The 13,233-nt window shown below is 73.6% G+C and carries 13 protein-coding genes; 8 read left to right on the forward strand and 5 right to left on the reverse strand.

Annotated features, from left to right (window positions below; genetic code table 11):
* Positions 1-127: 127 nt before the first annotated feature.
* From ACIP4P_RS18330 to ACIP4P_RS18350, 5 genes are all read left to right on the forward strand, one after another.
* On the forward strand, positions 128-1,129 hold the full coding sequence (locus ACIP4P_RS18330; RefSeq protein WP_400919610.1) for a hypothetical protein: 1,002 nt from the start codon (positions 128-130) through the stop codon (positions 1,127-1,129).
* Between the two features lie 40 nt (positions 1,130-1,169).
* Entirely contained in the window at positions 1,170-1,304 is a 135-nt protein-coding gene (locus ACIP4P_RS18335) for a hypothetical protein (protein WP_350513215.1), read from the forward strand.
* 144 nt (positions 1,305-1,448) lie between these two features.
* On the forward strand, positions 1,449-1,700 hold the full coding sequence (locus ACIP4P_RS18340) for a helix-turn-helix domain-containing protein (protein WP_400919612.1): 252 nt from the start codon (positions 1,449-1,451) through the stop codon (positions 1,698-1,700).
* Positions 1,701-1,780: 80 nt separating this feature from the next.
* Positions 1,781-2,146 (forward strand): hypothetical protein, encoded by a 366-nt coding sequence (locus ACIP4P_RS18345; RefSeq protein ID WP_400919614.1) that lies wholly within the window; start codon positions 1,781-1,783, stop codon positions 2,144-2,146.
* A 178-nt stretch (positions 2,147-2,324) separates the two neighbouring features.
* Positions 2,325-3,548, forward strand: a complete 1,224-nt coding sequence (locus tag ACIP4P_RS18350; protein ID WP_400919616.1) for an alpha/beta hydrolase family protein — start codon at positions 2,325-2,327, stop codon at positions 3,546-3,548.
* Positions 3,549-3,677: 129 nt separating this feature from the next.
* Here ACIP4P_RS18350 and ACIP4P_RS18355 read toward each other — a convergent pair whose 3' ends face one another.
* Together ACIP4P_RS18355 and ACIP4P_RS18360 are read right to left on the reverse strand one after the other, a co-directional pair.
* The gene (locus tag ACIP4P_RS18355) at positions 3,678-4,460 is read right to left on the reverse strand and encodes a hypothetical protein (RefSeq protein WP_400919618.1); all 783 of its coding nucleotides are present in this window, start codon (positions 4,458-4,460) and stop codon (positions 3,678-3,680) included.
* 160 nt (positions 4,461-4,620) lie between these two features.
* Positions 4,621-6,663, reverse strand: coding sequence for an FAD-dependent oxidoreductase (locus tag ACIP4P_RS18360; RefSeq protein ID WP_400919620.1), 2,043 nt, complete (start codon positions 6,661-6,663; stop codon positions 4,621-4,623).
* 203 nt (positions 6,664-6,866) lie between these two features.
* Between ACIP4P_RS18360 and ACIP4P_RS18365 the strand changes: the two genes are divergently transcribed.
* Positions 6,867-8,129, forward strand: coding sequence for an FAD-dependent monooxygenase (locus ACIP4P_RS18365; RefSeq protein ID WP_400919622.1), 1,263 nt, complete (start codon positions 6,867-6,869; stop codon positions 8,127-8,129).
* Positions 8,130-8,162: 33 nt separating this feature from the next.
* Here the strand turns inward: ACIP4P_RS18365 and ACIP4P_RS18370 are convergent, their stop codons facing one another.
* Positions 8,163-8,738 (reverse strand): TerD family protein, encoded by a 576-nt coding sequence (locus ACIP4P_RS18370; protein ID WP_350513222.1) that lies wholly within the window; start codon positions 8,736-8,738, stop codon positions 8,163-8,165.
* 245 nt (positions 8,739-8,983) lie between these two features.
* Here ACIP4P_RS18370 and ACIP4P_RS18375 point away from each other — a divergent pair, with 245 nt between their 5' ends.
* Complete coding sequence (locus ACIP4P_RS18375) at positions 8,984-9,277, forward strand: hypothetical protein (RefSeq protein ID WP_350513223.1); 294 nt, start codon at positions 8,984-8,986, stop codon at positions 9,275-9,277.
* Between the two features lie 31 nt (positions 9,278-9,308).
* Here the strand turns inward: ACIP4P_RS18375 and ACIP4P_RS18380 are convergent, their stop codons facing one another.
* Positions 9,309-10,865 carry a glycerol-3-phosphate dehydrogenase/oxidase gene (locus ACIP4P_RS18380; RefSeq protein WP_350513224.1) on the reverse strand — a complete coding sequence of 519 codons (1,557 nt, stop codon included), beginning with the start codon at positions 10,863-10,865 and terminating at the stop codon, positions 9,309-9,311.
* Entirely contained in the window at positions 10,862-11,467 is a 606-nt protein-coding gene (locus ACIP4P_RS18385; protein WP_400919625.1) for a TetR/AcrR family transcriptional regulator, read from the reverse strand. Before ACIP4P_RS18385 ends, ACIP4P_RS18380 begins: the two co-directional genes overlap by 4 nt.
* Before the next feature lie 20 nt (positions 11,468-11,487).
* On the opposite strand from ACIP4P_RS18385, the gene ACIP4P_RS18390 reads away from it, so the two are divergent.
* Complete coding sequence (locus ACIP4P_RS18390; RefSeq protein ID WP_400919627.1) at positions 11,488-13,110, forward strand: FAD-binding oxidoreductase; 1,623 nt, start codon at positions 11,488-11,490, stop codon at positions 13,108-13,110.
* The last annotated feature ends 123 nt before the right edge of the window (positions 13,111-13,233 follow it).

Here is a 13,233-nt window from a genome sequence, read left to right on the forward strand (position 1 = left end):
ATACCCTCTCACACCCCCCCTGCGGGGCGCCGGCCTGGTAATAACCTACCCCCCCCCCACCCCGGGGGGGGGGGGGCCCCCGGGGGGGGGGCCCCCCCCCCGCCGCCCACCCGAAGGAATGGGTTCTGTGGACACGATCCGAAGGCTTCTCTGGCGTACGGGTTCCCGTCTCGGCTCGCTGCGGCACACAGCCCGCCTGGTGAACTCCCATGCAGATGCGGGCGATCTCAACCGAGCGATGGCCGTGGCCGCCTCCAAGGCTGCCGCCGGCATCCCGGGCGCCAACCTGCTGGCAGCAGATCTCCTCGCAGACCGGATCGGGAACCGGAAGGCCGCCGAAAACTACTACAGGGCGGCCGTTGACGAAGGGGACGAGGAGGCGTTCAACAATTACGGATGCTTCCTCAGCGAGGACGACGATCGCGCCGAGGAGGCCGAGGAGACGTTCCTGAGAGGGATCTCCACAGGAGATCCGCTGGCGATGGAAAACCTCGGCAAGCACTACTTTGATCTGGGGGACGACGAGGCTGCTGCCGAATCCCTGAAAAAGGCCGTCGAGTCGGGCAGGAACAACGCGCTCTCGTACCTCGCCCGAGCGGAATCCCGCAGCGGACGAGCCGCCCCAGCACTTGCCCATGCACGAATGGCAGCCGCCCACGGTGTTCGCTCGGCCGATCTGGCGCTGGCCGAGGCGCTCGCATCCGATCCGGCGGCCGATCCGGCCGAGATAGACGTGGCCTACCGGCGAGCCGTGGCCGGATCCGACGAAGGGGCGCCGTTCTCGTACGGTCGTTGGCTTCAGGACGACGGACAGCTGAGCGAGGCGCTGTCCCAGTACCAGGACGCAGCCGACCAGGGCGAGATCAACGCGTTCCTCAACATGGGGAACATCTTGAGCGATCTCGGCGACCCGACAAGGGCAGAGGAGATGTACCGGCTCGGCCGGGAAGCTTCCGATCCCGAGTCAGCGGCAGCACTGGCCGAACTCCTCGCGTCCCGAGAACGCTACTCCGAAGCCACTTCGGCGGTCGTTGCAGCAGAGGCACTGGGGCTTCCTCCCCACAGGGTCACGGAACTACAGGACCTGGTGACCAGGGCCCGCAACCACCGACCCGAGCTGGATGAGTGAACAACGAACCGCACTCCCACTGAAGAATCCCAGGAGTTCCATGGAGATCATCGTTTCCGGCCTGTTGGCCGTCGGCCGCGGACTGCTCGCAGTCCTCAACGCGGTCAACACCTATGAAGGATTCAGGATCATCGCCCGTGAGATCAGAAGGACCAAGGAACGCGAAGTGAGGTGAGGGCGAGCGAGGCGTCGGCCCCGCCACCGCGGAGCAAGTACGGGTCAACCGAGCGGCGGTCAAGGTTACTTGACCGCCGCTTCATCCTTTTCCAGCCTATGGACTGTCACACTGTGCGCCCCCTAGCACAGTTGAGGAGTTTCCGTGGACGGCAGACGGCCCCTGATCGAGGACTTCCCCACTCACCCCGACGGCGATCCGGCCGGGGAGTTGGCGCGCACCGTGCGGGAGCGACGTACCGAGTTGGGGCTGTCGCTCGCGCAGCTCGCGGAGCGATCGGGGCTGGGGGAACGGCAGTTGAGGGCGGTGGAGGCGGGGCATGCGGCGCCGACCCTGCCGCTGCTGACCGCGCTGTCGGAGGCGATGCGCGACGCGCAGGTTCACCCTCACGAGTGATTGCCGACATTCCGCACACTGACCGACACTCAGAGTATCCGGAGAGCCCAAAGGCCCTCCCGGCGCAAGGAGTTGCTGCCATGACCGCAACCGAATCCTCCGCCTCCTCCGAGATCCCGCAGATCGTCGACCACGCCCAGCCCGCCGAGCACGGGCAGAACCTCGCGGACGTCGGCGGCAACGTCGGCGCCGTGTGGCGCGCCTGGTGGACGTGGACCCCCTCGCACGGGACGTTCAACCTGCAGTTGAACTGGAACGTGATCGGGATCGACTCGACCGTCGTCATCACCGCGTCCGAGATCGACTCCAACGGGAACCGCTTCGTCGGCGCGGCCGCCTTCCAGGTGTCGAGCATCGCGCCCGGGAACGGCATCGTGACGTTCAAGATCGACATCGGCTGGGGCAGCTCGCTGCCGATGCGCACCGACGTCCTGGTCTTCAACTGACCGGTACGCAGGGCGCGGAGAGCCGGAAAAGAAGGGAGTGGGAAGTCGGCCGGGCCGACTTCCCACTCCTCCTCGCGCATCAGCCCAGGGGTGTAAACCCGTGGACCAATGCGGGCGTTCGGGAGATCAATCGGTGGGCCGATGCCGCCCTCCCACGCCGCGTGACAGCGTTCCGGCCATGGACACCACGCCGTTCACCGGCCCCACCGGACCGACCGGACCGACCCGCCGTCGCGTGCTGGGCACCGCCCTGGCCCTGGGCGTCGCCGCCCCGCTCGGCCTGGCCTCCACCGCCCGGGCGGACACCCCCGCACCCTCCGGCGGCACCCCGAACCGGCTCACCCTCCCCGAGCCGACCGGCCCGCACCGCGTCGGCACGGTCGCCCTGCACCTGCGCGACGCCTCCCGCCCGGACCCGGTGGCCGGCGCCGGGCGCTTCCGCGAACTGATGGCGAGCGTCTGGTACCCGGCCCGGCGGACGGAGGACTTCCCGCTCGCCCCCTGGCTGGCCGACGGGCCGATGCAGGCCTTCCTCCAGGACGTCGGCTTCCCGCTCCCGCTCTCGCTCGCCCCGCTCACCTCCGGGCACGTGGGCGCGCCCGTGCACCGCTCCGGCCGCCGGCTCCCGGTCGTCCTGTACGCGCACGGCGCGCACAGCCACCGGGGCGACCACACCGTCATCGTCCAGGAACTCGCCAGCCACGGTTACGTGGTGATCACCGCCGACCTCCCGCACGACGCCTTCACCCGGTTCCCCGGCGGCCCCGTGCTCACCCCGGGCACGGACCCGACGGCCGACACCGGCGTGCGGGCGTACATCCCGGACTTCCGCTTCCTGCTGGACTGCGTCGAGGAGTTGGCCGCCGGCCGCAACCCCGACGCCGACGGCCGCGATCTCCCCGAGGGCCTGCTCGGCGCCCTCGACCCGCAGCGGATCGGCATGTTCGGCTGGTCCAAGGGCGGCAGCGTCACCGCCCAGACCACCGTCCTGGACCCCCGCATCCGGGCCGGACTCAGCCTGGACGGGCCGATGATCCCGACCATCACCACCGACCTGGACCGGCCGTTCCTGATGATGACCGCCGCCTGGCCCCGCACGCCGGGCTCGGACGCCGAGACCTTCTGGACCCACCTGCGCGGCTGGCGGCTCAACGTCCAGGCCAAGGGCGCCGTCCACAACTCCTACGGCGACAACATGACGCTGATCCCCCAGGCCGGGAAGCTGCTCGGCATGACCGAGCAGCAGATCCAGCAGCAGGTCGGCACCCTCGCCCCCGAACGCGGCATCGCCGTCCAGCAGGCCTACCCGCTCGCCTTCTTCGACCGCCACCTCCGGCACCGCCGCGGCCCCCTCCTCGACGGCCCGTCCGCACGGTTCCCGGAGGTCGAGTACCTCCCGTGACCAGGACCCCGGGCGGCCCCCACGGGGGTGCGGCCGCCCGGGCCCGCACGGACCCGGCACCGCGGCCCCTCGGCGAGCCTCCGCTCGGCGAGGGGCCGCTCGGCGAGGGGCCGCGTCGTTCGTCCGGGGTCAGACCGACATGCCCTGGGTCGCGCTGACGGTGGGCGGGGTGGTGCTGCCCGCGGTGGCGCCGAGGGTGCGTTCGACCTTGGCGACGGCGGTGCGGTACTGCATCGAGGCGGCCTGGGCGTCGGCGCCCTGGCGCTGGAAGAAGCCGTAGGCCAGACCGACGGTGCCGAAGCGTTCGACCCCGACGAAGGCGCTGAGCTGGACACCCGCCAAGGTGCCGTCGAGCCGTACGGCGGGGGCGTCCTGGCGGTCGCCGAGGGCGACCGGGGTGACGGTGAAGGTCACCGTGTCCCCGCTGCTGGCGTTGAAGGTGATGGTGTGGCAGGTCCGGAACGCGTCGGTGGCGGTGGCCAGGTCGGCGGTGAGCCGGGCCGGGTCCTCGGCGGTGAGGGACTCGGTGACCATCGGGTTGCCGTCCTGGCCGTCCAGTTCGGTGACCGCCTGCGGGGCCGCCGGGCCGGGCGCGGTGGCGTGCAGGTTGACGAGGGCGCTGAGGGCGTCGCAGCCGGTGACCGGGGTCGGGGCCGCGCCGGGGGTGGGGAGTTCGGTGGCGGGCAGTTCGGTGTAGCCCGGGCCGGCGTCGTCCGCGGTGAGCAGCGCCGACCTCAGCTGGTCGGCGGAGGGCAGCGGCTGGGTCTGCGCGGCACCGGGAGCGCCGGCAGCGCCTGCGGCACCGAGAGCGCCCGCGGCACCCGCGGCGCCTGCGGCTCCGGCGGGGCCCAGCACGGCCGCCGCGACCAGGAGCGCGGCGGGGAGGGCGTGGAGTGGCCTCGGGAGGGACATGCGGGCCCCCGGTCGAGAGGTCGGGCAGGGACAGGGGTCCAGTGTCCCACCGGGGGCCGGGCGGGGCGCGCGGGCGCACGTCCGCGCAGGTCAGACGGTGGGGCCCGGGGCGATTCGCCCCGGGCCCCGGTGTGCCGGGTGGCCCCCCGACCACCCGACGTCAGAGGGCGGCGGCCAGCTCGGTGCCCTGCTTGATCGCGCGCTTGGCGTCCAGTTCGGCGGCCACGTCGGCACCGCCGATCACGTGCACGGTCAGGCCGCGCCCGCGCAGCGCCTCGGCGAGCTCGCGGCGCGGCTCCTGGCCGGTGCAGAGCACCACGGTGTCCACCGGCAGGAGTTGGCGTTCGCCGTCGACGGTGTAGTGCAGTCCGGCGTCGTCGATCAGGTCGTAGGTGGCACCGGCGACCATCACCACGCCGCGGTGCTTGAGTTCGGTGCGGTGGATCCAGCCGGTGGTCTTGCCGAGGCCGGCGCCGACCTTGGTGGTCTTGCGCTGCAGCAGGTGGACGCTGCGCGGGGGCGTGGGCCGCTCGGGGGCGCGCAGGCCGCCGCGCTCGCGGTACTCCGGGTCGATGCCCCACTTCGCCTGGAACACCGGGGGTTCGAGGCTGGCCCGGTCGCCCTGGTCGGTGAGGAACTCGGCCACGTCGAAGCCGATCCCGCCCGCGCCGAGGACGGCGACCCGCCGGCCGACCGGTGCGCCGTCGCGCAGCACGTCCAGGTAGCCGACCACGCTGGGGTGGTCGATTCCCGGGATGTCCACGGGAGTTCGGGGGGTGACGCCGGTGGCGAGGACGAGTTCGTCGTGCCCGGCGTCGGCGAGCTGCTCGGCGGTGGCGAGGGCGCCGAGGCGCAGGGTGACGTCCAACTCGGCCAGCCGGGTGCGGTAGTAGCGCAGCGTCTCGTCGAACTCCTCCTTGCCGGGGACGAGTCGGGCGAGGTTCAGCTGTCCGCCGACGGTGTCGGCCGCGTCGTACAGGGTGACGGCGTGGCCGCGTTCGGCGGCGGAGACGGCGAACGCGAGGCCGGCCGGTCCGGCCCCGACCACGCCGATGGACTTGCGCACCTTCGTGGGGGCGAGCACGAGTTCGGTCTCGTGGCAGGCGCGCGGGTTGACCAGGCAGGAGGTGATCTGCAGGTTGAAGGTGTGGTCCAGGCAGGCCTGGTTGCAGCCGATGCAGGTGTTGATGGAGTCGGCGCGGTCGGCGCCCGCCTTGGCGACGAAGTCGGCGTCGGCGAGCAGCGGGCGGGCCATCGAGACCAGGTCGGCGCTGCCGTCGGCGAGCAGTCGCTCGGCGATCTCGGGGGTGTTGATCCGGTTGGTGGTGACCAGCGGGATGCCGACCTTGCCCATCACCCGCTTGGTGACCCAGGCGAAGGCGCCGCGCGGCACCGAGGTGGCGATGGTGGGGATCCGGGCCTCGTGCCAGCCGATGCCGGTGTTGATGATCGTCGCCCCGGCGGCCTCGACGGCCTGGGCGAGCAGGACCACCTCGTCCAGGGTGGAGCCGCCGGGGACCAGGTCGAGCATGGAGAGCCGGTAGACGATGATGAAGTCCTCGCCGACCCGCTCGCGGACCCGGCGGACGATCTCCACCGGGAGGCGCATCCGGTTCTCGTACGTGCCGCCCCACTCGTCCGTGCGGTGGTTGGTGGCGGCGACGATGAACTCGTTGATCAGGTAGCCCTCGGACCCCATGATCTCGACGCCGTCGTAGCCGGCCCGGCGGGCGAGTTCGGCGCAGCGGACGAAGTCCTCGACGGTCTGCTCGACCTGTTCGGCGGTGAGTTCGTTGGGCACGAAGGGGCTGATCGGGGCCTGCAGGGCGCTGGGGGCGACCAGGTCGCGGTGGTAGGCGTAGCGGCCGAAGTGCAGGATCTGCAGGGCGATCCGGCCGCCGGCGGCGTGCACGGCCGAGGTGATCTCCCGGTGCTTGTCGGCCTCCTCCTCGGTGGTCAGCATCGCGCCGCCCTCCCAGGGGCGCCCGGCCTCGTTGGGGGCGATGCCGCCGGTGACGATCAGGCCGACGCCGCCGCGGGCGCGCTCCGCGTAGAAGGCCGCCATCCGCCGGTAGCCGTCGGGGGCCTCCTCCAGGCCGACGTGCATCGAGCCCATGATCACCCGGTTGGGCAGGGTGGTGAAGCCGAGGTCGAGCGGGCTGAGCAGGTGCGGGTAGCGGCTGCTGCCGGGGGTCGAGCTCATCGACGTCTCCTGAGGGGGCGGCCCGTGGGGGGTGTTCCGGCGGAATTGTTACCGCAGGGTAGGCGACGGTCGACCCGCTATGCAACTAGTTGCATAGCACCGGTGGAGAAGCCCTCGCACGCCCCGCTCCGCCGCGTATCGTCGTGTCCCGGGATCGCGAACGCCCGACGGGACGAACGAGAGCAGAGCGAGAGGGGACGATCGTGCGGGGTGGCTCGGTGGCCGTGGTCGGCGGCAGCATCGCCGGGAGTGCCTTCGCCGGGGCGGCCGCCCGGCTCGGCGCGGAGCGGGTCGTGGTGCTGGAGCGCACCCCGGGCCGGCTGGAGGACCGCGGCCTGGGGATCTGCACCCAGAACGACCGCTTCGCCGAACTGGTCGAGGCCGGCCACCTGGCGCCGGACACCCGCCGGCACCGGCTCACCGTGCGCCGCTGGGTCACCCGGGGACGGGCCGGCGAGGGCGACGGCCCGAACGGCCGAGGGCGGGCCCTGTGGACCCAGCCCTTCCCGTTCCACTCGCACCACTGGGCGGTGCTCTGGCAGGCCCTGCGCGAGCGGACGCCGGAGACGGTGGAGTACCGGCTGGGCAGCACGGTGACGGCGGTCGGCGGCGACCGGGACGGCGCCTGGGCCGAGCTGGCCGACGGCACCCGGGGCGAGTACGACCTGGTGATCGGCGCGGACGGCTACCGGTCGGTGGTCCGCGCGGCGGTCTGCCCGGAGGCGGTGCCCGAGTACGCCGGGTACGTGGCCTGGCGCGGCAGCTACGACTCCGCGCTGCTGGACGGGCTGCCCGGCGGGGCGGGCGCCTGGCCGGAGGACGAGTGCGCGACCGTCTGCTACCCCGGCGGCCAGGTCGTGCTGTACCGCATCCCCGGACTCGCACCGGGCAGCACCCTGGTGAACTGGGTCTTCTACGCACCCACCCCGGACTGGTACCGGCCGGACGGCCCGACGGCCTTCGGCGCGGGCGCCCTCAGCGGCGAACAGCTCGACGGGATGCGGGAGTTCGCGCAGCGACAGCTGCCACCGTACTGGGCCGGCGTGATCGCGCTGACGCCGCCCGAACGGACCCTGCTGCAACCGATCTACGACCTGGCGACCCCGTACCGCACCACCGGGCGGCTGCTCATCGGCGGGGACGCGGCCAGCATCGTCCGCCCGCACAACACCGCCGGCGCGGTGAAGGCCCTCCAGGACGCCCACGCCCTGGAACACGCCGGGCGGCGGGCGGAGGGCGGCTCCTGGGCGGCGCTGCTGGCCGACTACGACCGCGAACGGACGGCGGCCGGACGGGAGTTGGTGGAGCTGGGCCGCACCCTGGGGCAGGCGCAGGTGACCGCGGCACCGGACTGGTCGACCATGGACGAGTCGGCCATGGCGGCCTGGTGGCAGCAACAGCTCAGCGGCGGCGGCACGCCCGGCGGGACCGGCTTCGGCGGGCACGCGCTCGGGCGGGCCGGCTGAGCCGACCCGCCCGGGCGGGATCCCGCGGGGGGATCAGACGTTGACGCCGTAGTCGGTGGCGATGCCGCGCAGGCCGGAGGCGTAACCCTGGCCTATCGCACGGAACTTCCACTCGGCACCGTTGCGGTACAGCTCGCCGAAGACCATCGCGGTCTCGGTCGAGGCGTCCTCGGTCAGGTCGTAGCGGGCGATCTCCTGCCCGTTGGCCTGGTTGAGGATCCGGATGAAGGCGTTGCGGACCTGCCCGAAGTTCTGCAGCCGGGCGTCGGCGTCGTAGATCGACACCGGGAAGACCACCTTGGCGACGTCCACCGGCACCCGGGACAGGTCGACCTTGATCTGCTCGTCGTCGCCGTCGCCGCCACCGGTCAGGTTGTCGCCGCTGTGCTCGACCGAACCCTCGGGGCTGCGAAGGTTGTTGAAGAAGACGAAGTGCTGGTCCGAGACCACCTTGCCGAGCGCGTTGCACAGCAGCGCACTGGCGTCCAGGTCGTAGTCGGCCCCGGTGGTGGTGCGCACGTCCCAGCCGAGGCCCACGATCACGGCGCTCAGACCGGGCGCCTCCTTGCTCAGCGAGACGTTGCCGCCCTTGGCCAGCGAAACTCCCACAATGCCCTCCTCGGATCTCTCCCTGCGGACGAATCTACAACACTGTAGAGATCACGAGAATCCGTCTGCGGGCGGGCCCCGCCCCGGGGATTTCTCAGGGGTCCGGGCGGGAACCGATCAGCCCCCGCGTGGTCCCTCCGCACACCGAGCACCGTAGCGGCCGGAGCGCCGGACGAACAGGACCGCCCTAGACTGGCGATGATCCCCGGCCGCACCCGTTCCGAGGTCCTCGCGGGAGGCATCCCATGCGCCAGCGGTACAGCTTCCACCTCGACCAGGGCGGGCACTCGGTCACCGTCAACGTCCGCTCCGGGCTGATCACCGAGACCGAGCTGCTGGTGGACGGCAAGGAGTGCGCCTTCCACCGCGTCCACGGCCACGGCGGCTACCCGCTGACGCTCTCCGGGCAACTCGCCGAGGAGCCGCCGCAGCCGCTGTCCGTCCGGCTGGACCGGACCGGCCGGGCGGAGCACCCACTGGCCTGCGTGCTGGAACTCGCGGGCGTCGAACACCCGATGCCGGAGCGCACCGCGCGCTGAGACCGGCGGCGACCTCCCCGGGGACCGTCCGCTACTCCGCGGCGATCCCGCCGAGGATCTCCTCCACCGCCGCCCGGGCCCGCTCCGCGTCCTCCGCGACCAGCCCGATCCTGGTCCGCCGGTCCAGCACGTCGGCGACGTCCAGCGCGCCCTCGTGGGTGATCGCGTACGCGACCTCGGCGCGGGTCACGTCCAGCCCCTCCGCCAGCGGCGCCGACTCCCCGGCCGCCAGCACCTCGTGGGTCAGACCGCCGTGCCGGGCGATCAGCGAGACGGGCACCCCCTGGACGGGCAGCGGGCGGCTGTCCCGGTGCCCGGGGGCGCCGACCAGCGGCAGCCGGGCCGTCCAGCAGGTGCGGGCGGGCAGGCCGCGCAGCCGGACGGCGGTGTCCACCGCGTCCTCGGCCATCCGCCGGTAGGTGGTGAGCTTGCCGCCGACCACGGTGATCACCCCGGACGGGGACTCCAGCACCGCGTGCTCGCGCGAGATGTCGGCGGTGTTCCCGCCCCCGGTGTCGATCAGCGGGCGCAGCCCGGCGTAGGCGCCGCGCACGTCCGCCCTGGTCAGCCCGGTGGCGAGGGCGGCGTTGACGGTGTCCAGGAGGAAGGTCAGCTCGGCCTCGGTGGGCTGCGGCTCGTCCGGGATCGGGCCCGGGGCGTCCTCGTCGGTCAGCCCGATCGCCACCCGGCCGAGCTGCTGGGGCAGCGCGAAGACGAAGCGGCTGGTGGAGCCGGGCACCGGCACGGTGAGCGCGGCGGCCGGGTGGCCGAGGGTGGCGGCGTCCACCAGCAGGTGGGTGCCGCGGCTGGGCCGCAGCGTGATCGAGGTGTCGACCTCGCCCGCCCAGACACCGGTGGCGTTGACCACCGCGCCCGCGGTGACGGTCAGCGTCTGCCCGCTCAGCGCGTCGACCAGCCGGGCGGACGTCCCGGTGACCTCCTCGGCCCGCACCCGGGTCAGCACGCTCGCGCCGTACTGCGCGGCGGTGCGCGCCAGGGCGACCACCAGCCGTGCGTCGTCGACGAGTTGGCCGTCGTGCGCGACCAGCGCACCGCGCAGACCGGCCGTCCGGACACCCGGCACCAGCTGCTTCGTCCGGGCCGCGTCGATCCGGCGCACCCGGGGCAGCAGCCGGCCCGGCGTGCCGGCGCTCAGCCGCAGCGCGTCCCCGGCGTGGAAGCCGGTCCGGATCAGCGCGGCCTGGCCCGGGCGCAGCAGGTCGGGGAGCAGCGGCACCAGTTGGGGCAGGGCGCGGACCAGGTGCGGGGCGGTGCGGGTCATCAGCACGCCGCGTTCGACGGCGCTCTCCCGGGCCACCTTGACCCGCCCGGAGGCGAGGTAGCGCAGGCCGCCGTGCACCAGCTTGGAGCTCCAGCGGCTCGTACCGAAGGCGAGGTCGCGGGCCTCGACCAGCACGGTCCGCAGACCGCGCGCGGCGGCGTCCAGCGCCACCCCGGCGCCGGTCACGCCGCCGCCGATCACCAGCAGGTCGATCCGCGGATCGGCGGCGAGCGCTTCCAGCTCGCGCATCCGGCGGACGGCGTCGAGCCGGGCGGTTCCCGCGTACGGGCTGGCCACGGAGGTCATGGGGCGAGGTATCCGTTCAGTGCTCTGGCCAGTTCGCGTCGCCAGGCCGCCTCGGGCAGCAGGGAGGCGACCATGCGGTGCGACTGGACGGTGGACTGGGCGATCAGCAGGACCATGGCGGCCAGTTCGGTCGGCTCGCCGGCCCGGACCGAGCCGTCGGCCTGGCCCCGTTCGATGCCGGTGCGCAGCGCTTCCAGCAGACCTCGCTGGCTGGCGCCGAGCCGCTCGACCACGTACTGGAGCATCAGGTCGGAGTCGTCGGAGTGGAGCAGGGCGCCGAGCACCGGGTGGTCGCGCAGCTGCACGGCGACCTCGACCACCTGGTCCACGAAGGCCTCCCGGCCGGGCACCTCCAGCGAGGTGCCCTCCAGGGTGGCCAGGATCTCGCGGGTGAGCAGCGCGCCGATCACCGCCTGGACGTCCGGCCAGCGCCGGTAGACGGTCGGGCGGCTGACCCCGGCCCGGCGGGCGATCTCGGCCAGCTGGGTGCGGCGCACGCCGAGGTGCACGACCAGGTCGGCGGCGGCGTCCAGGATCGCGTCGTCGGTGCTGCGGGTGGCTCCGCTGCGGGGCGGCCGGGGCTCGGCGTTACTACTTGACATGATGTGTGAAACTGTAACGCATGGCACCTGAGACGCAAGCGGGAGCGGCCGGCGCCGCGCTGCCGCTCCCCCCGATGAAGTGGAACGCCTGGGGAGACCCGGCCCTCGCCAAGGAGCTGTCCGCCGACATCAAGGGACTGCTCGCCGCCGCCCTCGGCGTCACCGGCGACGCCGCCCCCGGGCCGGAGGCCGCCGAGGTCGCGCTGCGCCCGTCCCGGCTCACCGCCGAGGACCTCACCGCGCTGGCCGCCGCCGTCGGCGCGGCGCACGTCAGCGCCGCCGACGCCGACCGGCTGCCCCGGGCCGGCGGCAAGTCCACCCCCGACCTGCTGCGCCGCCGCAGCCGCGAGCCCCAGGATGCGCCGGACGCCGTCGTCGTGCCCGGCGACGAGGCGCAGATCGCCGCCGTCCTCGCCGTGTGCGCCGAACGCGGCATCGCCGTCGTGCCGTTCGGCGGCGGCACCAGCGTCGTCGGCGGCCTCGACCCCGAGTGCGGGCCGCTCCGGGCCGTGGTCTCGCTCGACCTGCGCCGCCTCGACCGGCTGCACTCCCTGGACGAGACCTCCGGCGAGGCCGTGCTCGGCGCCGGACTCACCGGCCCCGCCGCGGAGGCGCTGCTCGCCGAACGCGGCTGGGAACTCGGCCACTACCCGCAGAGCTTCCGCTACGCCACCATCGGCGGCTTCGCCGCCACCCGCTCCTCCGGCCAGGACTCGGCCGGCTACGGGCGCTTCGACGAGATGGTCCGCGGGCTGCGCGTGGTCACCCCGGCCGGCACGCTCGACCTCGGCCGCGGCCCCGCCTCCGCCGCCGGACCCGACCTGCGCCAGCTGTTCCTCGGCTCCGAGGGCACCCTCGGCGTGATCACCGCCGTCCGGCTGCGCGTCCACCCGCTGCCCGCCGTCAAGACCCACGAGGCGTGGAGCTTCCCCGACTTCGCCACCGGCACGGCCGCGCTGCGCGCCGTCGAGCAGCAGGGCACCGGCCCCACCGTGATCCGGCTCTCCGACGAGGCCGAGACCATGGTCAACCTCGCCATGACCGAGCAGATCGGCGGCACCCCCGCGGTCAGCGGCTGCCTGGCGGTCACCGTCTTCGAGGGCGGCGCCGAGCAGGTCGCCGCCCGGCACGAGCTCACCCGCGAGGCACTGCTCGCGGCCGGCGGCACCTCCCTCGGCGAGGCGCCCGCCCTGGCCTGGGAGCACGGCCGCTTCAACGCCCCCTACCTGCGCGACTCCCTGATCGGTGCGGGCGCGCTGTGCGAGACCCTGGAGACGGCGGCCAGTTGGGAGCAGCTGCCGGCCCTGCGGTTCGCCGTCACCGAGGCGCTCACCACCGCGCTGCCCGGCGCGCTCGTGCTCTGCCACATCTCGCACGTCTACCCGACCGGCGCCTCGCTCTACTTCACGGTGGTCGCCGCGCTCGGCGAGGACCCGCTCACCCGCTGGGGCGCCGCCAAGCGGGCGGCCGGCGACGCCATCATCGGCGCGGGCGGCACCATCACCCACCACCACGCGGTCGGCGCCGACCACCGGCCGTGGATGACCGAGGAGATCGGCGACCTCGGCGTGCGCATCCTGCGCGCCGTCAAGGCCGAACTCGACCCGGCGGGCATCCTCAACCCCGGCAAGCTGATCCCGTAACCGGCCCGGGGGGGGGGGCCCCCCCCCCGCCCCCCCCCCCCCCCCCCCCTCCCCCCGGGGGGGGGGGCGCGGGGGGTGGCCCGCGAGCGCCCCCCTCACGACGCCCACCCGCGGGGCTGTAAA

Source organism: Kitasatospora sp. NPDC089509 (assembly GCF_044749365.1).
In the GTDB taxonomy this organism is placed as follows: Bacteria; Actinomycetota; Actinomycetes; order Streptomycetales; family Streptomycetaceae; genus Kitasatospora.

Bases quoted from the DNA above. Each gene is read 5' to 3' on its own strand.
- ACIP4P_RS18355 (WP_400919618.1), bottom strand. From the start codon at position 4,460: ATGTCCCTCCCGAGGCCACTCCACGCCCTCCCCGCCGCGCTCCTGGTC.
- ACIP4P_RS18375 (WP_350513223.1), top strand. From the start codon at position 8,984: ATGCGCCAGCGGTACAGCTTCCACCTCGACCAGGGCGGGCACTCGGTC.
- ACIP4P_RS18380 (WP_350513224.1), bottom strand. From the start codon at position 10,865: ATGACCTCCGTGGCCAGCCCGTACGCGGGAACCGCCCGGCTCGACGCC.
- ACIP4P_RS18335 (WP_350513215.1), top strand. From the start codon at position 1,170: ATGGAGATCATCGTTTCCGGCCTGTTGGCCGTCGGCCGCGGACTGCTC.
- ACIP4P_RS18350 (WP_400919616.1), top strand. From the start codon at position 2,325: ATGGACACCACGCCGTTCACCGGCCCCACCGGACCGACCGGACCGACC.
- ACIP4P_RS18360 (WP_400919620.1), bottom strand. From the start codon at position 6,663: ATGAGCTCGACCCCCGGCAGCAGCCGCTACCCGCACCTGCTCAGCCCG.
- ACIP4P_RS18345 (WP_400919614.1), top strand. From the start codon at position 1,781: ATGACCGCAACCGAATCCTCCGCCTCCTCCGAGATCCCGCAGATCGTC.
- ACIP4P_RS18385 (WP_400919625.1), bottom strand. From the start codon at position 11,467: ATGTCAAGTAGTAACGCCGAGCCCCGGCCGCCCCGCAGCGGAGCCACC.
- ACIP4P_RS18390 (WP_400919627.1), top strand. From the start codon at position 11,488: ATGGCACCTGAGACGCAAGCGGGAGCGGCCGGCGCCGCGCTGCCGCTC.